Source organism: Afipia sp. GW821-FHT04G03, assembly GCF_059419985.1.
The window spans coordinates 834,401-859,656 of the sequence record NZ_JBWKSV010000001.1; the positions used below are offsets into that span (position 1 = coordinate 834,401).

Here is a 25,256-nt window from a genome sequence, read left to right on the forward strand (position 1 = left end):
CATCGTCTCAAAAACCAGAAACTCATGGGGAAGAACCAGATGTTACGCAGGTTAGCAATCGTCGCAACAGCAGGCCTTTTGGCGCTTGGCAATGCCGCCCAGGCCCAGGAATGGCCGACACGGCCGATCACCATGATCAACCCCTTTGCGGCGGGCGGACCTAATGACGTCCTTGCGCGGTTGTTTGCGCAGCGGATGGGTGAACTCCTTGGCCAGCCTGTGGTTCTGGAAAATGTTGGAGGCGCGGGCGGAATGAATGGCGCGGACCGCGTCGCGAAAGCGCCGCCCGACGGCTATACCTTTCTGCTTGGCACCGTCGGAACGCAGGCTCAAAACCAGAGCCTGTTCAAAAAGCCCGCGTACAATTCCGTGACGGACTTTGAACCGGTTGCCCTTATCGTCGAGGCGCCTCTCGTGCTGGTGGCTCGCAAGGACTTCCCGGCGAAAGGCATGAAGGAATTCGTCGCCTACACCAAAGCCAACGAAAGCAAGATGCAGTTTGGATCAGCCGGCACAGGATCGGCGATCCATCTCGGCTGCGTGCTGATGAATTCGGTGACGGGTCTCAACGTCGTGCACGTACCTTATCGCGGGGCCAATCCTGCGATGCAGGATCTGATGAGCGGCCGAATCGATTACCTCTGCGATATCGTCACGACCGCGAAGGCTCAGGTTGACGGCGGCACGGTACAGGCAATCGCCATCCTGACCAAGGAGCGCTCGCCTGTGCTTCCGAACGTACCGACCGCTATCGAACAAGGATACGATGTCGAGGCGTATACGTGGAACGCATTTTTCCTTCCCAAGGGAACACCAGCCACCATTGTCGAAAAACTGAACAAGGCAACGGTCGATGCAATGAAGACACCGGCAGTGCGGGAGAAGCTCGAAAGCGCCGGCCTTCGATTTGTTTCGAACGATCGGACAACACCGGCCTATCTCGGCAAGTTCGTCACGAGCGAAATTGCGAAGTGGGCTGCCCCGATCAAGTCCAGCGGTATTACGGTCGACTGACGGTCTTATCGGATACCGGTCGCGAAGCTCAAAAAATTCAGCCATTCGGCCAAGCGGCTTCGCGACCGCACGACCCTTGAAGCAGGATGTTTCCGCCTGACTGCTCGGCACATCGATCCAGTCTGACGAGGAAGGGTATCGAAATGATCGAACTTCGCCAGTTCAAGCAATTCATCGCGGTGGCAGAGGAATTGAGTTTCCGGCGCGCCGCGGAACGGCTCAATATGGCGCAGCCGCCATTAACCGCAACAATCAAACGCATCGAGGACGAAATTGGCGCAGTTCTTATCGAACGAACCAACCGCATCGAACGCCTGACCGAAGCTGGCCGTGTCTTCCTCGATGAAGCGCGCAAGACTGTCGATCAAGCGGAGCGCGCCCTGCTGGCGGCACAACGCGCCGGCGCAGGCCTCACTGGAATGTTACGCGTGACGTTCGTTGCCAGCGCGGCTCGCGAGTTACTGCCGTCAATCTTGCTGCGATTTCGAGAACGTTATCCCGCAGTCAAGCTTGAATTGCGCGAAGCCATGACAACGCAGCAACTCGCGTCCCTGGCAAACGATGAAAGCGATCTTGGCTTTGTCATCCCTCCCCTTGAGGATGCCAAAAATCTGACGGTCGAGGTCATCGCCCGCAACCGTCTCGTCGCCGCTCTGCCCGAGAGGCACCCATTAGCGATGGCGAGCCAGATAACCCTTGCGGATATGTCCCAGGAATCCTGGATTTTATTCGCTGCTCGCCAGGGCCCGGGCCTGCATCGGATCATCCACGCGGCTTGTTCAAAGGCCGGGTTCACACCGAAGATCGGACAGGAGGCACCGCAGATGGACACGATCGCGAACCTGGTCGCCGGCGGAATGGGTGTTGCTTTGGTATCGAGAGCGCTCGCAACGAGCGGCCGCAAGGGTGTCGTGTTTCGGGAACTCACCGGACCCGGAACCCCGGTCGAATTTGAATTGGCGATCGCCTACCGGCATTCGTCCCCTGCCTTGGACGCTTTCGTAGCCGCGACCCGACTGCATGCGAAAATGATCGCGTTATAAAATTCGGGCTGGCCGGGACCGAAGGAATGCGTATTCCTCCGATCCCGATCAACCGCAGTCAGATGTCCGCCGATGCGCGGGATCGGCATTCCCCGGGCGTCATTCCGGCGGAATATTCGCCTTCTTGACGACCTCGCCCCAACGCGCGATCTCACTGTCTACGAAAGTGCGAAACTCCTCGCCGTAGAGGTCGCCGGGTTCAACACCCATCTCGGCAAATCTTCGCTTGGCTTCCTCGGACTCGTTAACTTCCTTCATTGCGGCGACCAGCTTCTTGTAAATGGGTGACCCGTTGGCTTGAGGCATGTAGATGCCGAACCAGGCCTGCACATTGAAGCCCTTCAAGCCCGATTCATCGAGCGTCGGAACATCCGGAAGCAACGGCGAACGCTTCAGACCGGTCAAGGCAAGAACACGCACCAGCCCGCCCTTGGATGCGCTCACCACAGTCGGGAGCGAATCGAACAACATCGGAATATGTCCACCGATGAGATCGTTCATTGCAGGCCCGTTCCCCTTATAAGGAACATGAACAATATCGACACCCGCCATCTGCTTGAACAGTTCTCCCGACAAGTGATTGGCGCTCCCCGTGCCGGCCGAGCCAAACGAATACTTGCCCGGATTCTTTTTGAGAATCTCGATCAGTTCCTTGACGTTCTTGGCCGGGAAATTGTTGGTCACCAAAATCGCGTTGGGAACCGCCGCGACGAGTGCAATCGGAGAGATATCCTTTTTCGTATCGTAAGGAATGCTCTTGTAAAGGCTCGGTGTAATCACGTGATGCGTCGCCGTGAGAAGAAGGACCGTGCCGTCAGCGGGAGATCGCACCACGGGTTCCGTACCGATGATACCGGAAGCACCCGGCTTGTTCTCGATATACGTCGTCACCCCAAGCTTCTCACCTAGTATCTTGCCGACCACGCGCGCAAGCACGTCGGTCGGGCCGCCCGCAGAGAACGGCACGATAATACGGATCGCATTTCCCGGAATCTCCGGCCCCTGCGTACTTCTCGCTTCGCCTGCGCCTAAAAGAAATACAGCTAAAACCGCAACAAGAGCCCTTCGCATTGTCATCCCCCGGATGTTGTTTGTACTTTTTGTTGATTATGTTCGATGTTCGTCACGCAGGATCACGCCGTGATGAGCTTCTTGACTGGCGTCGGATCCAGATTGAAAAGTCGGGCCGCATTCAACCCAAGAATGTTTCTTTTCGCCTGCTCGTTGAGGAACGGCAGATCGCAGATTTCCTGAGGAAGATCGAAATCGAAGTGCGGCCAGTCCGATGAGAACATCAACTGGGTTTCCGCCTTGATCATCTCGAACGTGTTCTCAAGGGCCTTCGGATGCGTCGTTTCCATCGGCTGCGTCGTGTAGAAGCAGTTCGTATTCATATATTCGCTCGGCATACGCTTGAGCTGCGGCGCCTCGGACGGCCGCATGAGATACTGATCATCGAGCCGCTGCATCAGGAAGGGAACCCACGCCAACCCGCTCTCGACCCACATCGTCTTGAGTTTTGGGAATCGTTCGGGAATGCCGTTCAAGATCCAGTTGGTCATATGCACCATGTTGCACCAGGCAAAACCCAACGCGTGCATGCCAAGAAAGCGATTGACCGTGGCCAGCGAGGGATCCTGCCAGTGATAGCCGGCATGGAAGGCCAGAGGCTTCCCGGTCTCCTCGATCATGGAGTACAGACGCATATATTCGTTGCTGTGAACCGGCTTGTATCGCGTGCTGGTAACGCAAAATCCGATCACGCCTTTATTATCGCCAAACTCCTCGACGGCGCGTTCCGCCTCTTTCGGCGTATTGAACGGCAGATAGATCAGCGTTTTTATCCGGTCCTCTGCGGATAAAATTCTCTCGCCCATCCATCGATTGTAAGCGCGGCCGAGCCACACTTCCATTTCGGTTTGCGGATGCATTCCGAGAAACAGCATAGGCGTTGGGAAAACGACCATATTGTCCACGCCGAGCGAATCCATCGCGCGTCGCGTCAGGGTAACGTCGCGGTGGACGTCGGTTTCCTCCACGGTTTCGCGTTGATCGTCCTGATGCGGAATGCGCCCGCCCACAGACTGGTAACGCAGGCCGAGATCACCGTTCAAACCAAACGGCGGCGCACCGATCCGCTCCGCCTGATAACGCATCGCGTTATCGCGAATAACCGGATCCTCAATGTAGGTGACGACCTCTTTCCACGAAACCGACTCGACGTGGTGTGCGTCGATATCAACGACAAACCAGTCCTGCAGTCCGCGCTTGACCGCATTCCGTTTCGCGTGGGCAAGCACATCGCGCGTATCGGTATAGACATCAATCTGCTGTGTGGCTGCGTACTGCGGCCCGACCTTCTCTCGAACATTCATGATTTAGCACCCGGGTAGTATGTGTCTTCGTCCGGCCGTCGGCGATACCAAAGCGCAAGCTCCACTGGGCCGAGATGCAGAGCGCGAAGCATTTCCGAGACGGCTGACAGCAACTCCGTCGGCGTCATTTCGCTGTCGCGCTCACCCGCGATCGGCGGAAATGTTCTTTCCTCGCCATCGGACTTCGCAACATAAAGGCGAATGGCCGCCGTGAGTATTTGCGCAACGGATTCGTCGGACACACGATGAGCTTCGCCGCTTTCGACCAATTCCCGCGACGCGCGCAACAGGTCAGGAGCCAGCGAATCGATCCATCCGTACTGGTCGTTACGCCGATCGGCATTAGACTCGGACATAGATTTCTCCATCCCTGATTGTCATATCTGCCTTGCGCAGGCGGACTCGCGGGTTTCCCTGATGGCTACCGGTCTTGATGCTGTATTCGTAGCCGTGCCACGGGCAGACGATGTTGCTTTCCGTCTCGTCGTATTCCATGGCGCGCACCGTATGGTCTTCCGCGACAGGTTCGAGCACCCGCTTCATGATGCGGCCCTGGCAGACAGGGCCCGCACGATGTGCACAACGATTGTGCCAGGCGTAAAACTCGCCATCGATCTTGAAGACACCAACTTCCATGTCACCGCAAACAATCACCTTGCGGTCACCGTTGTTGTAGTCTGCAACCTTCCCCGCGCTGTATTCGTGCATTAATTGCCTTCCTTCGACCGACTCTCACGGCGATCCGACGCCACGCAGATTGCGCATGGGCGAACCGCTCGCGCGCATTAGCGAGTTTATATTCATTCTAGATTTTCAGCGGGCAATAGCGCGTTTCTGAAGGAGCGATACATCACGCATATCGCGGAAATCCGCTCAATACGGCGCGGTTAAATCGACAGAATTGCGTTCAATTGGAAAGCCGGGCTTAATCGCCACGCCGGGCGAACGCGCCGCTGATGGAATGTGGATATCAAAAGCCACACTCCCCCATTTCGATCAAATATCGCTGCCTTGTGCTTCGGTCTGAAGTCCGACCTCACAACTCTGCCTCGCACGAGCTACGATATTGCTGCGAAGAAACTCACTCGAACAAAGTCAAGCGCTTCTTTCCACAGACTCGGGGCTCTTGACGAGCTCGGTTGCCTGATCGCGCAATTCTCGCTTGAGCACCTTGCCAAGTGAGTTTCGCGGCAGTTCATCCACGATGAATATGTACTTTGGCTTTTTGTATCCCGCGACCAGTCCGCGAACATGCTGGGCGACCGAGGCCGGCGTGGGAGCACTTCCTTGCGCCCGTTCGATAAAGGCCGCGACAGCTTCCCCAAAAATTTCGTCGGGGACACCGACGACAGCGGCGTCCGCTATATCGGGATTTTGCAGGAGTGCCTGCTCGACTTCCTTTGTGTAGATATTAAAGCCGCCGCTCAGCACCATGTCTTTCTTGCGGTCGACGATATAAAGATAGCCGTCCTCATCGGCTTTCGCGACATCGCCTGTCTTGATCCAGCCGTCTTCGATCGCTTTGGCGGTTTCGTCCGGCCGATTGTAGTACCCCCGCATCACGGAATAGCGGCCAGGCTCGCCGACACGGACGAGAAGCTCGCCCGCTTCGCCAGTTTTCACTGCATCGCCAGCATCGTCCACGATACGCACCTCGACGCCCGGCGTCGGCCGGCCAATGGATGCGGCATGATCGAACTGCTCCTCGTGCGACAACGAGGTCACCCCACCCACTTCGGTCATGGCGAAGAACGACACCAGCCGGACATTGGGGAGGAGCGCAAGGAACTGCCGCTTCAACTCAACCGGAAACGCCTCACCGGTGACGACAATACGCCGAAGCGAGGCGCACTTCGCGGGATCAGCCTTGATCTCGGGAAGCATCATACGGCAAACGGTGGGCACCATGCCCAGCACCGTGATCTTCTCACGCGCGATGGTCTCCACGGTCTGTCGCGGATCGAACTTCTTCATGACGACGAGTGTGCCGCCAAGGGTCATCGAGTTCGCAAGCCGCGCAAAGCCGGTGCGGTGCGCCAATGGCGTAGTGACCAGATAGTGATCATCCCGCGAGATACCCCACTCCACCGCATTGATGAAACAATGCTGGGTAATGATATTGGAGTGGGTGATGATCGCGCCTTTCGGCTTACCCGTCGTACCGGACGTGTACATGATGACCGCGTCGTCAGACTCGATCGACAGCGACGGCAATGGTGCCACCTTCGACGCTCGCAGACTGTCATAAGAAATTGCGCCCGCAACGCTGCCCTTCCCGATCGCGATCCGGATCGCTTTTGGATTGGAATCGAGAACCTCATGGATGGAATTGCCCGGGCTCTCAAACGCGATAGCGAACGGCTGGCTGTCGGAGCAAATATGTTGCAGTTCGTGCGACGTGAGGCGCGTCGTAACGGGAACGACGATCGCGCCGAGCGAGAACGCCGCATAGAACAACTCGATGATTTCCACCCCGTTATTGAGAAACACCACGATGCGGTCACCCGCACCGAGGCCCTGCTCTTTCAACCCGCTCGCGACCCGACGGATTCTTCCGTCGAGATCGCGATAGGCGATCCGCTCGTTTTCGCAAACGAGCGCGATCTTGTCAGGATAGCGGACGGCCTGCGCGCGCAGGACGGTTTCCAGCCTCATAGTTCACCTAGCCCAATTTGAACGCGGGATAATTGATGTCGTCTCCGAGCTTATCCCACGCAACTTCCACGCGCTGCCCGATAGCGACCTTGTCAGGATCAGCTCCGAGAATATTGCCAAGAATGCGCACGCCTTCGTCGAGTTCAACGGTCGCAAGCGGCAGCGGAAGTCTACCATCGAGCCCCGGTCCCGGAACCCGGATGACCGTGTAGGCGTAGATCGTGCCCTTGCCTGAGACTTCACGCCATTCGAGATTGCGACTGCCGGTGTAGATGCTGACGGGCCGCGGATAGTGCTGAAACTTTCCGGTGTCCTTGCAGTATTGCAGGACTAGCTTGCCCTGCTTGGCGCCGTCCCAGAAAGCCTGGGTATCGACGTAGGTAGACGGCTTGGGGACCGCACGTCCCGTTTTTTCTTCTGCCATGGTCAGGCCTCCAGGATCATAGCGGCGCTGGTTCCCCAGTTCCGCGCGTAAGGGATAACGCCGATACCGGTGATCAGCGCGTTCTTCGGATTACTGACCTGACGGCCGCCGCCTTCGCCAAACATCTGGCGCACAGCTTCAGCAAGGTTCAATCCGCCGCTCGCCAGACCGGGTTGGCCCGCAGAAATCTGGCCGCCGCCGGTGTTCAACGGCAACGTGCCCTTGAAAGACAAATCGGTGTCGAGTGTGTAGTCGCTACCCTGCCCCCGCTTGCAGAAGCCGAAGTCTTCGAACTTCATCATCACGGCGATGGTGAAATCGTCATACGGCTGGAACATCCGGATGTCCTTCGCCGAGAGGCCCGACTGCTTGTAGACCTTGGGCGCAATTTTCGAGAACCCGGTTTCGGTGATATCCGGACAGGATTGGTTGCCGTTGACGTTCGTGATTTCCGCGTAAGCCGTCGGATACACCATTTTCTTGATGCCGAGGCTCTTTGCCTTGGCTTCGCTCATCACCAGAAAGGCATTCGCGCCATCGCAGAACATGACGCAATCAAGCAGCTTCAACGGATCGGCGATGACGCGCGACTTGTTGTAGTCGTCCATCGTGATCGGTGTCTTGAATTTCGCGTAAGCGTTTTCGTTATGAGCAGCGTGTGCACGCTGGGTGATAGCGATCTTGCCCAAAGCTTCGGATTTGATGCCATATTGATGCTGATAGCGGCTCATCAGAAGGCCGAAGGTCGCTGGCGGCCCCTGCACGCCTGGCGGATCCTGGAACTCCGGGCGATAAGCTCCGTAGTTCGCACGCCATGACGTGCTTGGCGCATCGGCCGATAGCACGACCACAACTTCGCAGTGGCCATCGCGAATGGCCGACGCCGCGCGCGCCACACCGCCCGTCGCGGAGCAGCCACCGGTGCCGCCGTAGTTCAGCCACGTCGGCGACAAGCCAAGCGCTTCCGTCATGTAAACGGCGAAAAACGGATTTGGCGCTTCGCTGAGAGGACATGTTACGGCCAGGCCGTCGATCATATCCTTCTCGATCCCGGTCGCCGCCAGCAACTTCGCCAACGCCTCACCTCCAAGATCGTAGGCACTCCGTCCCGATTTGAAATCGATGGCCGTTTCCGAATAGCCGGCGATTACGATGTCGCGTTTTTTTGTCATGTTTATTCTCCGCGGAACGCTGGCGACCGCTTTTCACGGAAAGCCTTGAGGCCTTCATCGCGGTCCTTGGTGAAGTAAAGCAGGAAGGATGCATCGCCCTCGGCCTCGAAGCCGTCGGGGAGCGACATGTCGACACCGCGGTCGATGACGGATTTTGTCATCATCACCGAGATCGGCGCATTTTCGCTGATGCTTTTCGCAATCTCGCGCGCCTTATCGATGGCCTTGCCCTGTTCGGTGACATGATTGACGATGCGATAGCGCTCAGCTTCCGCAGCCGTGATGCGACGGCCGGTCCACATCAACTCCTTGGCGAGCGGCTTGCCGATCAGTCGCGGCAATGTCTGAGTGCCACCACCGCCGGGCATCATGCCAAGCTTGATTTCAGGCAAACCGAATTTCGCGTTCGCGCCCGCGACAATAATGTCGCCAACCAGTGCGAGTTCGAGACCGCCGCCCAATGCGAATCCTTCGATCGCCGAAATCAGCGGCTTTGTGAAGGCACCGATCTCGCGGAACAACCGGTTCACTTTTCGATTACGCTTCCGGAATCGGTAGAAGTCGAAATAGCCGTTTTCCTGGATCTGAAATTCGCTGGTGTCGATGCCGGTGCAGAAAGCCTTGTCGCTTCCGAGCAGGATGACGGCGCGAACATCGCGTTCGTGCTCGACCTCGCCCAGAATTCCGAGAATTTCTTCCGCGGTCTGTTCGCGCAGAGAATTCAGTTTTTCCGGACGGTTAATCGTGATTTCGACCCATCCATTCTCGCGCTTAAGAATAACGTCTTGATAGTTCATCAGATCGGATCTCCAGGCTTCTCGTTTATTGTCCTAATGTTCGGATTCGTCTTCACCACCCATGGCGGAAGCGATTTGTGCGTGAAGTTCGGCTATCTTTTTTGGATCGGCACGTGCCGCGTCGTCGATCCGGACTTCAAGCGCGATTTTGGCAGGCTGACTGAGAACGATGGCACGGTCGGCCATTTCCAGCGCGTCATCGATTCGATGCGTAATCAAAACGCACGTTTTGTTGAACTCGCGAGCTATCTGATAGAAATCCCGGCGCAGCGCCCTCGATGTCACATGGTCGAGCTGACTAAATGACTCATCGAGAAACACGATCTCTGGATCTATCGCCAACGCGCGGGCCAGCGAAACGCGCTGCCGCATTCCGCCCGAAAGCTCGTGAACATATTTGTCATCGGCATCTTCGAGACGGACCCGCCCCAGCCAATCTTTCGCACGCTTGCGTGCTTCGGCTTTTGATTTTCCAAGAATGAGAAGCCCAAGCTCTGCATTCTCGACTGCGGTTCGCCAAGGCAACAGACGATCAGTCTGAAAGCTCACCGAGAGTCGGCCTTTCAACTCCTTGAAGGAATCGTATGGATCAACACCCGCCACCCGCACAGTTCCATCGTTCGGTGCGGTTGTGCCCATGATCAAATTCAAGACGGTGCTTTTCCCAGCACCGGTCTTTCCCAACAGAACAACGATTTCTCCGCGCTGGACGTTCAGCGACAGATTATCGACTGCGAGATATGAGCCGAAGGTCTTGGTGACGCCGCGCACTTCAATGAGATTGCTCATTATCGGACCGTCGCCTCCGCACGCCAGCGCAACACAATCTTCTCGATCCCGCTAACCGCGGATTGAAGAAGCAAATTGAGAATCACAAGGAAGAAAGTCCACGCGAGAACCTGATCGATCCGGAACGTCGATTGAGCAAGATTCATTCGCGCGCCTACGCCGACAGCGGAGGCAACGAGCTCCGCGAAGATCACCATGCGGATCGCATAGCCGATGACCGACTTCGTGGTCAGAAAGATGTAGGGTACGATGTGCGGCAGGATCAGATACCGAAGGACCTGCCAGCGTGAAGGCCGGAAGCTCTCGATCATATCGACGTAGTCTTTGGACAGCGCCCGCACACCTTCGTAGACATTGAGGGCATAGAACGGGAGAAGAATCACGAGCAGAATAAAGAAGATGCGGGTTTCTGGATTTTTGAACCAGAACACGGCAATCAGCATCCACGACAGCGCCGGGATCCCAGTGTCGATCACGACGATCGCTTTAAGATAGGGCCTCAGCCGCGGCAGCATTCCCATCGCAAGACCGAGCAACACGCCAACAGTCATGGCGACCGACACAGCGATGGCAAGGCGCACCAGCGTGATGGCGACGTGATAGGGATCCGTGAAGAAAAGTTCCCGCGCCGCATTCCAGACGGTGATCGGCGACGGCATGATATAATCCGGCACGTATCGGCTTGTGATCTCCATCGCAATGAGGATGAGGACCACAACGACACATGTCGCAAAGAGATCGCGCCTGCTTTCGGGATTCTTGCGCGGCCCCATCGACATCGAAAGAGGCTTCACGATCTTCCGTTCGGCGGGACGAACCGCGTCCGACGCTTTCTCTGCTTTAGCAACTGCTGACATCTTTTCGATCACGCCGGTTCAGACTGCGAAAAAATTATCGTCGACAGGTTTTGTAAGCAGCCCGTTGCGAGCAAGAAATTCGCTCGCCTTCACAACGGTGTTACGCGACGCGGCGTCCGACATCGGCTTGTAGTTGAACGATAGGCGTTTCGATTCCATGGCCTGCTTCAGGATGTCGTTGGGCACCCCCGTCCTGCTGCCGAAGAGATCAACTGTCTTCGCCACGTCGGCATTGATGCCTTGCAGGCACTCCTTGAACATGTTTCCGACCTTGGCAGCGATTCCGGGATGCTTGTCGATCAGCTCCTGCCGAATTCCGACGCCGAAATAAGGCAGGTCGCCCGCGCCCTTTGCAATTTTGTGATAGGCGTCACCCGCCTTGAAGATCACGCGAAGATCCGGCTTCTTGATCAGGCCGGTCGTGATGTTCGGCTCCCAGGACAACGCCGCGTCGGCACGATCCGCCATCAGGAGCGTCACCGACGCAGCCGGGTTATCGACGTTCTGAATCGTGGCGTCTTTTTCGATATCGAATCCGTTGGCTTCCTTGATCAGCGCCTTCACCATCCGATAGGTGCCGGTCGACTGAAGCGCTGCAATCGTCTTGCCCTTGAGTTGCGACACATCGCTCACGCCGGTCTTGGGCGCGAGCAGCGCGATCATGTTGGCGTCGGTGATGGTGCAAAGATATTTGATCGGCACGCCGGCTTGATATCGGGCGGCGAAGGTGTCCCAGCTTCCGATGCAAACGTCGTAATTGCCTGCGACGAAATCGTTGTAATACGTCGAAACCGCCGTGTACGGCATCGGGTCCGGCATGGTCAGACCGTTCTTCTGGCCAAGCTTGTTGGCGAGAATGAACTGAACCGGAAGTACGGTGAAGCCGGGCTGCAATGACGCCCAGCGCACCGGCACTGCCGTATCGGCCGCAGCCTTTCGAACGCTCGGCGACAGCATCAGCGATGCGGCCGCCGATCCGGCAACGAATCCCCGCCGTGTGAAAATGCCTTTCATATTTCCCTCCCGTGTTCGCGTTTGATTTTCGCGTGTCTTTTTTCGGTGTTGTCAGGTGCCCGGGGCACCTTTCGCCAACGCCTGATGTTCGTTGGAAATCACTCTAACCTTGCCAAAGCCGGGACAGTGGCGCATTTTGAACCCGCCTTTGTTCCAGATATGGGACGATAAGGTCATTCCACAGCCTGTTACCGCTGGACTGACCGATTCATGCAGGTGTCCGGTTCCATGACCAGAAAACTCGATCTCAACGCGCTGTTGCTGTTCTTCGAAGTCGCAAATGCGGGGAGCATCAGCGCCGCAGCCAAAAAACTCGGTATCCCGAAGTCGACGATCAGCCGGAAACTCCAGTTCCTCGAGGATCAGGCTGGCGCGGTGTTGTTCAAGAAAGGCAGCCGCAAATTGACGATCACCGACGTCGGCCAGACGCTCTTCGAGCATTGCGAACGCATTGCGTCCGAAATCGACGAAGCCGGGCTCGGCACCGCGCGCGCGCAAACCGAGTTGCGCGGAACACTTCGAGTCAGCATGCCGGTCGACTTCGGCATCGGATGGCTCAGCAGCGCGATCGCCGCCTTCGCGGTAAGTTATCCCGACATTCACCTCGTGATCGACGCCAACAGCCGCTGGGTCGATGTGTCGGTGGAGCCCTATGATGTCGCTGTACAACTCGGTCCCCTGCCCGAAACGCAAGGCCGGACGTGGCATCTGGCCAGCATTACACGAGGGGTCTATGCGAGCCCGCAGTTCCTGGAACGAATGGGCGCACCGCTGAACATCGAGGATTTCGGTCGCTTCGATTGCATCGTGACCGAGCACCAGCGCGCGGAAGGCGTCTGGAATTTCCGCAGCGGCCTCGGCGCCAAGATCATCAACGTGGCCGGGCGTATCACGGTCAACCACATCGGCATCGCGCGTGAACTGGTAATCGGCGGAGTTGGTCTCGGCATACTGCCGAATATCATGTGTCAGAATGACATCAGGTCGAAGCGCCTGGTCCGCGTGCTGACCGACTGGGAAAGTCCAACGCTTGAAGTTTCCGCAACTTTCCCCGGCAAGCGGAAAGAATCGCGACGGCTGAGGACGTTTCTCGATTTCATGGCGCGAAAACTCAAGATCGAGGAGAACCCGCGGCCCGTCGGCATGGCAGTCGATAGATAAACTCGGACGCAAATGATGCGGAAGCGCTGTCCTGCCCTCGACCAGATTTTCAACATGGAACGGCATATCGAAATCCCGAAGGCGTTAGGCATTGCGGCGAGCCGCAATGCCTAACGCATAGAACTGGGGACTAGCGGCCGATGAACTTCGGCGGACGCTTGCCGTTGAAGGCTTCGACACCTTCCTTGAAGTCCTCCGATTGCCGCAAACGGCTGTAGCAATGGCCTTCCAGTTCGATCGCGATGGCCAATGTCGAGTCCTCGGTATCGTTCAGGAGCTTCTTCGCGGTGCGCTGAGCCAACGGCGAGAACGTGCGAAGTTCCTCGACTAGCTTGTCCGTCGCCTTTTCCAGATCGGCGTCCGGCACGCATTCGGTGGCAATGCCCCATTCCTGCGCCTGCTTGCCCGGAATGCGCTTCGAGCGCATCACGATGTCCTTGGTGCGCGTGATGCCGATCATTTTCTGCAGGCGAGCCGATCCGCCGGATCCCGGAATCTGACCGAGCTTCTGCTCAGGTAACGCATAGAACGCAGTTTCGGAAACCAACCGGAAATCGCAGGCGAGCGACAGTTCGAATCCGACTCCGAAGCAATAGCCCCGGTTCGCGACGATAACGGGCTTGGCGCAACGCGCGGGCGCGGCAATATTCCATGCGAGCTTCGAGACATGCTCCGGAGTGGCTTCCATGAAGCCGCCGATATTTCCGCCGCTTGAGAAATGCTCTCCAACCGCACGGATCACGATCACGCGAACGCGCGCATCCTCATCCAGCGTTTCGAAGACCAGACGCAGTTGATCGCGCTGCGGCATGGTGACGATATTGTACGGCGGCCTGTTGAGAATGATATCGGCGCGTTCGTGAGCTTCATCAAGCTCAACCTGAAAGCCGTCGAGCTTTCCGAGACGCGGATCGACAAACGAGTAAGGGGACGGCATATCGTTACTTCCTTCTGTTGAACTGGAAAATTCAGGCCGCGCTGGACGGCGGAGATCGCTCAAGATCATATTCGCCGGCGACAAGCAGCCTGCGCAGCAGCTTTCCGACCGGCGATTTTGGAATCGCGTCGACAAACACAAAACGGCGTGGACGCTTGAAATTAGCCAGACCTGACGTTTGGCAGAACTGTTCAAGATCGCTTTCCGTCACGGTCGCGTTGCGCTTGACAAAAGCGGCAACGATCTTTCCCCACTTTTCGTCGGGAAGGCCGACCACAGCCACTTCGGAGACGGCAGGGTGAAGCGAAAGACAACTTTCGATCTCGACCGGAGATACATTCTCGCCGCCGGTAATGATCATGTCGTCGACGCGACCGGTCACGAACAGATCTCCGTCTCGGTCGACGAACCCGGTATCACCGGTAAAATACCATCCCTCGCGCAACGACTTTGCATCCGCGTCCGGACGGCGCCAATAGCCCTCAAAGGCCTCGTCGCTCGCGAGCAGCGCGATGATCTCGCCTTCCTCATCCACGTCTGCGACCTGCGTAACGGATCTCGCATTCAGCTTCACCACTCTGATATGCTGATTGATCCCCGCTTTGCCCGCAGACCCTGGCTTGGCGATTGCGTTTTGATCGATAGTGAATGTGTAGATTTCCGAACTGCCATAGTGATTGACGAACAGGTCCGGCTTGAAGAGTTCATCAAGCTTCCTGAGCAATCCATCGGTCATCGAAGCGCCGGCAAAGCCAAGCTTGCGAACCGACGATACATCCGTCTTGGCGAAGGCATCGTGGTGAACGAGATCGTGATACAGCGTCGGCACCAGATAAAGATTGTCGATCTTTTCCTTCTCGATGATCGCCAGCGCTTGGCGTGAATCGTAGCGTGGAAGGCAGACGAACGTGCCGCCAATCAGAGACATTGCGATCAGCGAACGAACGCCCATCGTGTGGTAGAGCGGCATCACACCGAGCGTCCGCTCTTTCCGACGATAGAGATTCTGGGCAACGTGCGCGACGCCGGCCGCACGCTCCGCGCGATGACGGCGCGGCACACCCTTGGGTTTCGACGTCGTACCGGATGTATAGAGCATGATGGACCAGGCATCCGCGCTGACGCGCGGCATTGCGTCCGGCGCATTGCCGGCAATCATGCCGTCGAACTGCATCGTTTTGCTGTTGTTCGGTGCGCGATCGACAGTGATACATCGAAGTCGATGTGCAAGCTTCGAACCTTGCACGGCCTCGGCTGAGACATCCTGATAGACGATCGCGCAGGCCTCTGAATTTTCAATGCAGTAATCTACCTCATCAGGTTTTGCGCGCCAGTTGATCGGCGTTATGACGATACCGGCCAATTGGCACGCCCAATGAAGGGTCGCCGCTTCCCAGCGATTTTGCAGCACGGTCAAAACATGATCGCCCGGCTTGAGACCGATCCTATCAAATGACGCAACCAGCGCAGAGATGCGGGCATACCACTCGCGATACGTAAGACGCAGGCTACCATCGACAATGGCGATGGCATCGGGATCGCGTACAACGCTGGCAATAAAACTACTTCCGAGATCAAGCATCTATCTTCTCGCTCCTTGATACTTTTGCGAGTTCTGCTGCGGCCTCAAGCGCGGCCTTTATGATCGGCGTGTAGCCGGTACAGCGGCAGAGATGGCCACTGAGAAGGTCGCGGATTTCACTTTCGCCTGGCGACGGGTGGTGGCGCAGGAAATGATCCAGCGACATGAGAATGCCGGCTGTGCAGAAGCCGCATTGCAACGCGTGGTTCCGCCGGAATGCAGCCTGCAGAACACTAAGCCTGTCCATCGCCGGCGCGATACCCTCGACGGTGCGGACATCACAGCCGTCTATCTGGACCGCAAGCGTGAGGCATGCTCTCGCCATCGCGCCATCGACGGTCACCGTGCAAGCCCCGCAAACGCCGTGCTCGCAACCCACATGCGTGCCCGTCGCCCCGATCTGCTGCCGCAAGAAATCCGTCAGCAGCAAGCGCGGCTCCGCCTCCCCTTCGGTGGCGTTTCCGTTGAGCGTAAAGCGGACCGGATGGCGGGCTTCCGATTTCAAACGCGTCATTGCAGAACCTCGCGCACCAGATCGCGCCCGATATTGCGAACGAGATCGCGGCGATAGCGTGCCGTTGCGTGAACGTCATCACGTGCTTCGAGTTCATATGCGAAAGCGTTCAGTGCATCATCGAGGGCGCTACCCTCCAGACGTGGCCATTCCCGCGCCGTCGGCACGTCGGCGACGCCGCCGACCGAAAGGCGTACTCCTGTCTTCGTGGCGACGGCCGCACACGCCACGATGGCGAAATCGCCGTGCCGGCGTGAAACTTCGCGAAATGCGCATGGCGCCGTTCCGGCAGGAAACGATACCGCCTCGATCAGTTCGTCATCGGCCTTGTCCGTAGCCATCATACCGGCGAAGAAATCCTTTGCGGCGACACGCCGGCGCTTCTTCCTGCTGCGCAGGTGAACTTCGCCTTCGAGTGCAATCAGCATGAGCGGCAGCTCGGCGCTGGGATCGGCATGAGCAATCGAACCGCAGACCGTACCGCGACTTCGAGTCTGGGCGTGTCCCGTCCACGGCAACGCGAGCGAAATGATGGGTAACGTTGCCGCAAGTTGAGGCCACGCCAGCAGCGCCGCCTGACGGACGCCGGCCCCGATCGTCACAGTCCCTGCCTTCGCCTCGATACGGCCGAGTTCTTCCAGCCGCATGATGTCTATCAGCACCTTCGGTTTCGCCAGCCGCATATTCAGCATCGGCATCAACGATTGGCCGCCAGCGATGATGCGTGCGTCGCTACCATCGCTCGCAAGCGCATCCAGCGCCTCACCCAGCGAGTCAGCGCGAACATAGTCGAAAGCCGCCGGCTTCATTCGGCTCTCCCAAGGAGACGCCGCAGCCGGGCAAGAATCGACAACGAGCCGCTGCCGGGGTTAGTGCCTCCGGCCTGACGCGCGAGTGCCGCAAAGAACTGTCCGATGATGACCTTGGTGGCACCATCGAGCAGACGTCCGCCGATGCTGGCGACCTTGCCGCCGATCGCAGCGTCGTAAACATAATGCATGACGGTGCCGCCCTGGCCGTCAGGCGTCAGCGTGATGCGGCCCTCGCCTCCGCCGAATCCAAGCGCGCCCTCGGCAGTGCCGCCGAGCGTCACGGCATGCGGCTTGTCCAGATCGGTCAGTTTCACGTTGGCGCGGTATCGGCCGCTCACGGGACCGATACCCAGCGTGACGTCAGCGCGAAAATGCGTATCGGATACTTTTTCAACACTTCGGCAGCCCGGAATGACGGCTTTCAATGTTTCCGGATCCAGCAGCATGTCCCACACACGCTCCGGCGGCACGCTCACCGCGGCGCTGCCCTCACCGCGCAAGCGCCGATCCCCTGCCTTCGGCACAGCCGAAGATCGGCCTGCAGGCGCGACGGGTTCCGCACCGCGGACAATCTCCGTCAGCTTCGCAGGCACCAGCGGCAGGGTCAGGTCCCTGACGTTCAGCGCGTCAGCGACTGCATTGGCGATGCAGACCGGCGTCGACATGCAATTACCTTCGCCCACGCCTTTTGAGCCCAATGGCGTGAACGGCGACGGCGTTTCCATATGTAGAATGACCGGATCCGGGACCTCCATTGTCGTCGGGAGCAAATAGTCAGCCAACGTGCCGGTCAGATAGCTTCCGTCAGCACCATAGGCATATTCTTCGTAGAGCGCGGCGCCTAGCGCTTGCGCGAAGCCGCCGCGAATCTGCCCGTCCACCATGCCGGGATGTAGAATGGTGCCGCAGTCATGCATCGTCACGTAACGGTCGATGCGCGTTTCGAGTGTGGTTCGATCGATTTCAACGCCGCAGAAATCGAAGATGAACCCATGACACAGCGACGAGTTGACGAGATCGTTGTCGTCCGGCGGCGTCAGTTCCGGCGGAGTCCAGAACACTGTTTCACGAATGGTATCGCCGACGTCATCGGGCAGCGAACCGGGAGACCAGTGGCTGAGTGCGGCGAGGCGCGAGAACGCAATCTTGTTTTCCGGATTATGTCTCGACGCAACGACGCCATTCGAAAAGATGATGTCTGAAACTTCGACGTTAAGTTGACTGGCCGCAATACGCGCCAATTTGGCAGCGAGGCGTTCCGCCGCCAGCTTCGCCGTGCCTGCAACCGCCGGCGCGAAACGGCTGGCGTAATTTCCCGAGGCGATCGACCATGCATCTTTCGCCGTATCGATCTCGGTATTGACGCGAATATCCTGCGGCTGGAGGCCGAACACGTCGGCGACCACTTGTGACAAGACCGTCCGATGCCCCTGGCCCTGCGGGACCGACGCGACATGAATCGTGACCCCGCCCACGGGATCCAGTCCGATTGTTGCCGTTGCTTGTGCGCCGTTCTTCGGTCCGGCCTTTCGGCGTTCCTCGGCCGTGAGGACTGTCGAGATATAACCCATGTTCGACACGCTGGGCTCGACCACCGCAGTATAGCCGATACCGTAGAGACGCCCCTCCGCACGCGCCTTATTCTGCCGCTCCTTCAGTTCGGCAAGTCCTCCCTCTCGTGCGCCGCGGATCAATGCCTCTTGATAATTTCCGGAATCCAGAAGCGCGCCGGTCGCGGTGCGGTATGGAAAGGCTCCGGCCGGAATCAGATTGCGCCGGATCACTTCGAGCGGATCGAGCCTGAGTTCAACCGCGATCCGGTGCACAAGCCGTTCCAGCGCGAAATACACTTGCGGCCCGCCAAAACCGCGATTGAGCCCTGTGGGCGTCTTGTTGGTAACGACAACGCGGTTTCTCACCGCCACGTGACGGATGTCATAAGCTCCTGTGAGATTGCCGTGCATGCGGTAGAGCGTCGCCGGCTCAGGTGCGCGCAAATGTGCTCCGCAATCCTCAACCTGATCCCAATCCAGCGCGAGGATCACACCGTCGCCGCTCACTGCCGCTTTGATCGTAGTGGCGCGGTTGGTTGCCGATACCGATGCCGTCAGATGTTCAAGGCGATCTTCGATCCACTTCACGGGGCGACCGACTGCGCGCGACGCCGCAGCGATCAAGACGATGTAAGGGAAGATTCCCTGCTTGACGCCAAAGCTGCCACCCGAATCCGGCGGCGTCCGCAAGCGCACCCGGTTGCCTGGAACCTTGAGCGCGCGGGAAATCACAGCATGAATACTGAAAGGCCCCTGGAAGTTGGCCAGAATGTCGAATGCATTCTCCGCGGGATCATAGTCCGCGATCAATCCGTAGGTTTCGATCGGGGTACATGAGTTGCGCGGATAGGTAATATCGACCGAGATCTGATGCGCAGCTTCGGCAAACGCACGCTCGGGGTCGCCGTAACGGAAGCGCCGGTCGCTCGCGACGTTACCGTTGAAGCCATCGTGCAATACGGGCGCATCCGCTGAGAGCGAAGCAAGCGGGTCAACCACCGCCGGACGCGGGCTGTATTGCACCTCAATCAGGTCGAGCGCGTCTTCCGCGAGATAGCGGTCGGTTGCGACGACAACGGCGACGGGCTCGCCCACGTAGCGGACACGTCCGACCGCGATCGGCCAGCACTCCACCGGAGCTTTCACGCCAACGACAAGACTCGTGGTCATCTTCTTGATGTCGTCGCCGACAAGCACCGCGCGCACGCCCGCGGTTTTTGCCGCAGCCGACGTATCGATGGCGACAATATCGGCATGGGCATGAGGTGAACGCAGGATAGCGGCGTGCAATGTGCCCGGCCGCGTGCCGAGATCATCGATGAAGCGGCCGCGTCCCGTGAGCAGCGCAAGGTCCTCGACGCGCTCAATCGACCGGCCGACCCAGGGACGATTACTATCGAGGTCCGATGCCGATGTGGCGGATTGCGCCATCCTGAAAATCACTCCCGATCGCGCTTGTTACGCCGCGCGTGCGAGTGTTTTTCCGCCAGAACGAAAGACAAACCATACCGGCACTTCTCACGACTTACCAAACCGTCTCATTTGATGACGGCTGTGCGTTGCAGCATCAACTCGCGAGCCGCGAAACGTTTCGGAACTCACGGGGACCGACACCTGCATGGTTGCGGAAGAAGCGCGTGAAGTGTGCCGGCTCTGCAAAGCCAAGACGCTCACCGATCTCGCCGATGCTTGCGTCCTGATGGAGAACAGCGTCGAACGCCTGCTCCATGCGCACAACATTGAGATACACCTTCGGGGGCAGCCCGATCGATGACTCAAATAGCCGGAAAAAATGTGCCCGGGAAAGGCCGGCTTCCTTCGCAAATTTGTCGATGTTCGTTGTGCGGCCAGCTTCAGCCCGCATCGCTTCCGCGGCACGCCTGATCCGCCAGTCGCGGCCTGGGACATTCATTTCCCTGATCGATGCCGGGAAACTCCGCCACGGCGTAAAGCGCTCGATGACCGCGATCATGAGATCGGACAGCAGCGCCTCGTGATTGGAAACACAGTCCGGCCTGGCCATCATATCGGTCGCAAGCCCCATGCTCAGCTCCCGAATGCGCGGCGAGACCTCGCCCGCAGGATTGCCGAAAAACCCGGGTGAGCCGCTCGCGACCCACCCCGGCCGGAACTCCATCAGCCACTGGGGTTCGACGTAGAGGGCCAGGATCAGCGTGCGGGGGCGTTGAGGATCGTGGACATAGGCATGCGGTTGCCAGCCATCGACCAGAACCGCGCTGGTGTCCGTCAGGGGGTAAACCTTGTCGCCGACTGCAAACTGGGTATCGGCGCCCTCCACCTTCAGCAGAACGTGGCAGTGCGGATGCGCATGCCGCACCAGCGAACAATCCATATCCAACAGCGCTACCCTGCCGAACGCACCATGCGCGATACGCAACGCTGTAGACATTTGAGCCTCCCGCTCAGCCGCTGGATTTCCACGGAATCAGCCACCGCTCGATCTGGTCGAGTATGACGGAGAAAACAAAACCAAGAATCGCGATAACAAGCAATCCCACATACATCGTATCGACCGTCAGGACCTGCCACGCGTTCCAGATCATGAACCCTATACCGTCGTTGGCGGCGACCATTTCGGAGATCGCGATCAGGATCAGCCCCATTCCCATGGCGAGCTTGACCCCCGCCATAATTGACGGAAGCGCGCCCGGCAATGCGATGGTCCGGAAAACCTGCCACTTGCTGGCGCGGAAATTATGGCCGACGTCGAGATAAATGCGGTCGAGATTGACCACCCCGACCAGCGTGTTGATGACGATGGGATAGAAAGCGCCAAGCGCCACCATGACCACCTTCGACATCTCGCCCAGGCCGAAGATCAGCAGCACCAGCGGCAGGATCGCGCTTTTCGGGATCGGATAGGTCGCCGAAATCAAGGGATCGATGGCGGCGCGAAGCGGCCGCGAAATCCCCATCGCTAGCCCGAGCAGCAGGGCCGGAACGCCACCGAGCAACATGCCAAGCGCAAGACGCCGCAAGCTTGCGAGCGTATTCGTCACCAGTTCTCCCGATGCAAGCAGCGCACCCACCTGATGCATGATGCTACTTGGCGGAGGAAAAAACCGCACGTCGATCAGGCCAAAGCGTCCTGCGATTTCCCATGCCGCCAATAGCAAAAGCGGCGTCACGAGTCCGATGACTCGCTCAAATCCTTTCGCTGTAGCGTTCATGAGGGATTTCCCTCCAGCTGGCGCGCGCGGTTAACTTCCTCACGAAGCTGCTCCCAGATATCGAAGACAAGCTCACCATATTCAGGCTTCTGCCGTAGCTCCATCACGTTCCTCGGACGCCCGAACGGCACATCGATGAGCGCTTTCGTGCGCCCGGGATTTGCGGTCATGACCATGATGCGATCGCCGAGCGTGACAGCCTCATCGACACTGTGAGTGATGAAAACCACCGTCTTCTTGGTTGCTTCCCAAATTCGCAACAGCTCTTCGTGCAGCAGGAGTTTGTTCTGTTCGTCGAGCGCAGAAAACGGCTCGTCCATCAGAAGGATTTCGGGATCGTTGGCAAACGCGCGCACGATCGAAACACGTTGCTTCATGCCGCCGGACAACTGGTGCGGATACCGGTCGCGAAAGCGCCAAAGCCCGATGCGCTCAAGCCAGAGGCGCACGGTGTCCATCACCTCGCTCTCCGCAACCTTGCGCATGCGAAGACCATAAGCGGCATTGTCGTAGACAGTCATCCAGGGAAACAAAGAGTCGCCCTGGAAGATCATGGAGTTTGTCGGGCGCGATGGATCCGCCTGGCGGACATCGACCGTGCCTTCGCTTTCCCGGTCGAGACCCGCGAGAATCCGCAGCAGCGTCGTCTTGCCGCAGCCGCTCGGCCCCACGATGACGAAGAACTCGCCCTGCGGGATGTCGATCGTGATCCCGTCGAGCGCAACAAAGCCGCCAGTCCCGAAATACTTGCGTACACCGGACAGGGAAATCTGCGTGGCCTGTGACTGTGGCGCCGCTCGGTCGTGAACTACGCGAATGGTCGACATCAAATTGTTTCCTAACGCGGCTTGTAGGGGCCGAATTGCTTGACCGCGCTCTCCACGAAAGACATGTCCACCACATCACTGACCGTAACGGGCTTCTCGATCTGGCCCTGCGAAACATAGAATTTCAGATCGTCGTCGAGACTTTGCGTATTCACCGATCCATCCGGCGAAATGCCGTTCGGCACCATCGTGTCGAACATCTTGCGATCCGTCAGGCCCGTGGTCTTCATAATGAGATCGACGACCTCCTTGGAGCCCGGGCCGTTGAACAATCCCTTGCTGGTCGCATCGTTATAAATGCGCGACGCCTTGACATAGGCATTCATGAACCGCTGCCCGACGTCGCGGCGTTTCGTAAGCATGTCGTTGCCGTAAAGCAGAACCGCCACCTGCTGGCCCGGATATAGCGTAACGTCAGACAGCCGGACCGCGACGCCCCTCTCGATGGCTTGCGAGGTGGACGGCTCCGTCGTGATCGCGCCATCGATCGCCTTTGAACTCAGCGCGAGAACCTGCTGCGGATAGCTCATGTTGACGCTCTCGGCGTCCTTGTAGGTCAGCCCGCCCTTTGTCAGCGCCACCGCCAATTTGGCGTTCGTCGCAGATCCCGGGCCAGCCGCTGCAAGTTTCAACCCCTTGAGGTCGGAAAGCGTTTTGACCTTGCCGGAATCGACCAGATCCTTGCGGACGATCAACGGCATGTAATCGTATGTCGGGGCCGTGGAGCCCTTGTCCGCGACGATCTTGACCCCGATGCCGCGCGACACGGCGTTAAACAGACCGGCTGAGGAAGCGCCTGCACCGATGTCGATCTGCCCCGCCGCGAGAGGCGCGATCATGCGCGGTCCGGAATCGAAAGGAATCAATTCGACGGCGAGTTTCTGCTCGGCGAAAAATCCACGCTCCTGCGCGATGTAGAAGACAACGTCGCTGATCACCTTGTTGACCCCGACCTTGACCTGATCGACGCCCTGCGCATGCAATGCACCGGTGCCGCTCATCAGTGCCGCGCAAGCCAAAGCTGCGCTTCGCAGCAGGTTTCGTCTGTTCATCATCTCTCTCCCAATATCCCGGCTTTGTGCCAGTGTGTTAGCTTCCAGATATCGCGGGCGCGTTAACCCGTCACAATGCGCGCAAACGCAGCCTTCGGATCGCCTTGCAGAATGCTCGGCAGATCGACGTCTTCGAGACCCTTCACATGGATGCGCTTGAACACCATCGGCTCGGCCTCGACCGGCTTGGTCGCATCGATGCCCATCTTGGCGCTGATGCCTTCATCGCTTGACGGATCGAGCTTGGAGCCCTGGGCACCGGAGACCACGAACAGATCGCGATCCGCCTGGAACCGCGTTGCAATGGCCCATTCGATTTCGTTCGGATCGTCGATGTTGACGTCCATATCGACGACCACGACCTGCTTGAGATCGTAATGACCGCCGAACGCACCCATCAGGATGTTCCTCGGCTCGCCGTTATTGGTCTTCTCGATCTTGACGACGAGGTGATAGCGGCAGGTGCCGCCACGCGTCAGCCGCACATCACGGACGCTGGAAAAGCTGCGTTGCAGGTGTTGGAGCAGCGTGGCTTCGCGCGGAATTTCCCCGAGTACCAGATGCTCCATACCGCCACCAACGATGGTATGGAAGATCGGGCTCTTTCGATGCGTGATGGCATCGACGTGAATAACCTCGCGGTTGGCGCGCGGTCCGTAATACTGCGGAAATTCGCCGAACGGCCCTTCAGGCTCGCGAACCTTGGGCAGAATGCGGCCCTCGATGACAATCTCCGCGTGTGCCGGCACTCGCACATCGTTGGTTAGGCACTTTACCATCTCGATTGGACGGCCGAGCAGCGCGCCGGCAATCTCCATTTCGTCTTCATCGACCGCGGCAATAGCCTGCGAAGCAAGAATGCAGGCCGGGTGCACACCGATGACCAGCGCGATCTCCAACGCCTCTCCAGCCTGCTCCGCCATCTTGAAGTAATGCAAGGTATGACGCGGCAGCAGCAGCACACCGATGCGATCCGGGCCGCTGACCTGGCAGCGATGAATCGAGACGTTCTGAACACCCGTCTTGGGATTGCGCGCGATCAGAAGCGCTGCGGTAATGTAGGGGCCGCTGTCGTGTTCGTTGTGTTTCGGAATCGGCAATTGCTTCAGCAGATCCACGTCGCGATGGACCACTTCTTGCGCAGCGGCATTCTTCACCTCGACCCATGGCAGCGGGTTCCGCACGGCTTCCTGAAAATGCGACAACAGTTGATCCGTCGGAATGCCGAGGGAATCCGCGACCCAGCTCCGGTCGGCGAAGATGTTCGCGACAACCGGGATCGGATGTTGGTCAGGTGACGGAAAAAGCACCGCGCTGTCGTTCTCAAGTCTCTTGGAAACCGCGGCCAGTTCATCGATCAGGGACACCCCTGCCCGCGCGACAGCGAGGCGATCCGTTGCCGCAAGCTGCTGCAACCAGCTTCGCAGATCCGGCTCCGCGTTGTGACCGGTCATTGCATGAATGCCACTGCTCTTTGTCATTTTCCC

24 protein-coding genes are annotated in these 25,256 nt (G+C 58.4%); 3 read left to right on the forward strand and 21 right to left on the reverse strand.

Going from position 1 to position 25,256, the window contains the following annotated elements; translation table 11 throughout:
- The first annotated feature begins 39 nt into the window (after nucleotides 1–39).
- Both AC07UB_RS04100 and AC07UB_RS04105 read left to right on the forward strand, forming a co-directional pair.
- Nucleotides 40–1,014 (forward strand): Bug family tripartite tricarboxylate transporter substrate binding protein, encoded by a 975-nt coding sequence (locus AC07UB_RS04100; RefSeq protein ID WP_492788911.1) that lies wholly within the window; start codon nucleotides 40–42, stop codon nucleotides 1,012–1,014.
- A gap of 143 nt (nucleotides 1,015–1,157) precedes the next feature.
- Complete coding sequence (locus AC07UB_RS04105) at nucleotides 1,158–2,057, forward strand: LysR family transcriptional regulator (protein WP_492788910.1); 900 nt, start codon at nucleotides 1,158–1,160, stop codon at nucleotides 2,055–2,057.
- A gap of 99 nt (nucleotides 2,058–2,156) precedes the next feature.
- On the opposite strand, the gene AC07UB_RS04110 is transcribed toward AC07UB_RS04105, so the two are convergent.
- The 11 genes from AC07UB_RS04110 to AC07UB_RS04160 all read right to left on the reverse strand — a co-directional run bounded on the left by AC07UB_RS04110 (nucleotide 2,157) and on the right by AC07UB_RS04160 (nucleotide 12,140).
- Entirely contained in the window at nucleotides 2,157–3,128 is a 972-nt protein-coding gene (locus AC07UB_RS04110) for a Bug family tripartite tricarboxylate transporter substrate binding protein (RefSeq protein ID WP_494652087.1), read from the reverse strand.
- Nucleotides 3,129–3,190: 62 nt separating this feature from the next.
- Entirely contained in the window at nucleotides 3,191–4,432 is a 1,242-nt protein-coding gene (locus tag AC07UB_RS04115) for an amidohydrolase family protein (RefSeq protein WP_492788908.1), read from the reverse strand.
- Complete coding sequence (locus AC07UB_RS04120) at nucleotides 4,429–4,788, reverse strand: hypothetical protein (RefSeq protein WP_492788907.1); 360 nt, start codon at nucleotides 4,786–4,788, stop codon at nucleotides 4,429–4,431. The genes AC07UB_RS04115 and AC07UB_RS04120 overlap by 4 nt, the downstream gene beginning before the upstream one ends.
- Nucleotides 4,775–5,140: a Rieske (2Fe-2S) protein gene (locus AC07UB_RS04125; RefSeq protein WP_492788906.1), complete on the reverse strand. Its 366-nt coding sequence runs from the start codon at nucleotides 5,138–5,140 to the stop codon at nucleotides 4,775–4,777. The genes AC07UB_RS04120 and AC07UB_RS04125 overlap by 14 nt, the downstream gene beginning before the upstream one ends.
- Nucleotides 5,141–5,527: 387 nt before the next feature.
- Nucleotides 5,528–7,087, reverse strand: a complete 1,560-nt coding sequence (locus AC07UB_RS04130; RefSeq protein ID WP_492788905.1) for a class I adenylate-forming enzyme family protein — start codon at nucleotides 7,085–7,087, stop codon at nucleotides 5,528–5,530.
- A 7-nt stretch (nucleotides 7,088–7,094) separates the two neighbouring features.
- Nucleotides 7,095–7,511, reverse strand: a complete 417-nt coding sequence (locus AC07UB_RS04135; RefSeq protein WP_492788904.1) for a Zn-ribbon domain-containing OB-fold protein — start codon at nucleotides 7,509–7,511, stop codon at nucleotides 7,095–7,097.
- Nucleotides 7,512–7,513: 2 nt separating this feature from the next.
- A complete protein-coding gene (locus AC07UB_RS04140; protein ID WP_492788903.1) occupies nucleotides 7,514–8,683 on the reverse strand; it encodes a thiolase family protein in 1,170 nt (389 codons plus the stop codon).
- Nucleotides 8,684–8,685: 2 nt separating this feature from the next.
- On the reverse strand, nucleotides 8,686–9,480 hold the full coding sequence (locus AC07UB_RS04145) for an enoyl-CoA hydratase/isomerase family protein (RefSeq protein WP_492788902.1): 795 nt from the start codon (nucleotides 9,478–9,480) through the stop codon (nucleotides 8,686–8,688).
- 33 nt (nucleotides 9,481–9,513) lie between these two features.
- The gene (locus AC07UB_RS04150) at nucleotides 9,514–10,269 is read right to left on the reverse strand and encodes an ABC transporter ATP-binding protein (protein ID WP_492788901.1); all 756 of its coding nucleotides are present in this window, start codon (nucleotides 10,267–10,269) and stop codon (nucleotides 9,514–9,516) included.
- Entirely contained in the window at nucleotides 10,269–11,126 is an 858-nt protein-coding gene (locus AC07UB_RS04155; RefSeq protein ID WP_492788900.1) for an ABC transporter permease, read from the reverse strand. Before AC07UB_RS04155 ends, AC07UB_RS04150 begins: the two co-directional genes overlap by 1 nt.
- 18 nt (nucleotides 11,127–11,144) lie before the next feature.
- On the reverse strand, nucleotides 11,145–12,140 hold the full coding sequence (locus AC07UB_RS04160) for an ABC transporter substrate-binding protein (RefSeq protein WP_492788899.1): 996 nt from the start codon (nucleotides 12,138–12,140) through the stop codon (nucleotides 11,145–11,147).
- Between the two features lie 228 nt (nucleotides 12,141–12,368).
- Here AC07UB_RS04160 and AC07UB_RS04165 point away from each other — a divergent pair, with 228 nt between their 5' ends.
- Nucleotides 12,369–13,301 (forward strand): LysR family transcriptional regulator, encoded by a 933-nt coding sequence (locus AC07UB_RS04165; RefSeq protein ID WP_492788898.1) that lies wholly within the window; start codon nucleotides 12,369–12,371, stop codon nucleotides 13,299–13,301.
- 130 nt (nucleotides 13,302–13,431) lie between these two features.
- On the opposite strand, the gene AC07UB_RS04170 is transcribed toward AC07UB_RS04165, so the two are convergent.
- The 10 genes from AC07UB_RS04170 to AC07UB_RS04215 form a co-directional block, all read right to left on the reverse strand.
- Nucleotides 13,432–14,238 carry an enoyl-CoA hydratase/isomerase family protein gene (locus AC07UB_RS04170; protein WP_492788897.1) on the reverse strand — a complete coding sequence of 269 codons (807 nt, stop codon included), beginning with the start codon at nucleotides 14,236–14,238 and terminating at the stop codon, nucleotides 13,432–13,434.
- Nucleotides 14,239–14,269: 31 nt separating this feature from the next.
- Nucleotides 14,270–15,820 (reverse strand): AMP-binding protein, encoded by a 1,551-nt coding sequence (locus AC07UB_RS04175; protein WP_492788896.1) that lies wholly within the window; start codon nucleotides 15,818–15,820, stop codon nucleotides 14,270–14,272.
- Entirely contained in the window at nucleotides 15,813–16,334 is a 522-nt protein-coding gene (locus AC07UB_RS04180; protein WP_492788895.1) for a (2Fe-2S)-binding protein, read from the reverse strand. The genes AC07UB_RS04175 and AC07UB_RS04180 overlap by 8 nt, the downstream gene beginning before the upstream one ends.
- Nucleotides 16,331–17,143: an FAD binding domain-containing protein gene (locus tag AC07UB_RS04185; RefSeq protein WP_492788894.1), complete on the reverse strand. Its 813-nt coding sequence runs from the start codon at nucleotides 17,141–17,143 to the stop codon at nucleotides 16,331–16,333. Before AC07UB_RS04185 ends, AC07UB_RS04180 begins: the two co-directional genes overlap by 4 nt.
- The gene (locus AC07UB_RS04190; RefSeq protein ID WP_492788893.1) at nucleotides 17,140–20,130 is read right to left on the reverse strand and encodes a xanthine dehydrogenase family protein molybdopterin-binding subunit; all 2,991 of its coding nucleotides are present in this window, start codon (nucleotides 20,128–20,130) and stop codon (nucleotides 17,140–17,142) included. Before AC07UB_RS04190 ends, AC07UB_RS04185 begins: the two co-directional genes overlap by 4 nt.
- Nucleotides 20,131–20,266: 136 nt before the next feature.
- The gene (locus AC07UB_RS04195) at nucleotides 20,267–21,109 is read right to left on the reverse strand and encodes an AraC family transcriptional regulator (RefSeq protein ID WP_494652081.1); all 843 of its coding nucleotides are present in this window, start codon (nucleotides 21,107–21,109) and stop codon (nucleotides 20,267–20,269) included.
- A 13-nt stretch (nucleotides 21,110–21,122) separates the two neighbouring features.
- On the reverse strand, nucleotides 21,123–21,890 hold the full coding sequence (locus tag AC07UB_RS04200) for an ABC transporter permease (RefSeq protein ID WP_492788891.1): 768 nt from the start codon (nucleotides 21,888–21,890) through the stop codon (nucleotides 21,123–21,125).
- Complete coding sequence (locus AC07UB_RS04205; RefSeq protein ID WP_494652079.1) at nucleotides 21,887–22,717, reverse strand: ABC transporter ATP-binding protein; 831 nt, start codon at nucleotides 22,715–22,717, stop codon at nucleotides 21,887–21,889. The genes AC07UB_RS04200 and AC07UB_RS04205 overlap by 4 nt, the downstream gene beginning before the upstream one ends.
- Nucleotides 22,718–22,728: 11 nt before the next feature.
- A complete protein-coding gene (locus AC07UB_RS04210) occupies nucleotides 22,729–23,772 on the reverse strand; it encodes an ABC transporter substrate-binding protein (protein ID WP_494652077.1) in 1,044 nt (347 codons plus the stop codon).
- A gap of 59 nt (nucleotides 23,773–23,831) precedes the next feature.
- Nucleotides 23,832–25,250: a UbiD family decarboxylase gene (locus AC07UB_RS04215; RefSeq protein WP_492788888.1), complete on the reverse strand. Its 1,419-nt coding sequence runs from the start codon at nucleotides 25,248–25,250 to the stop codon at nucleotides 23,832–23,834.
- Between the last annotated feature and the right edge of the window lie 6 nt (nucleotides 25,251–25,256).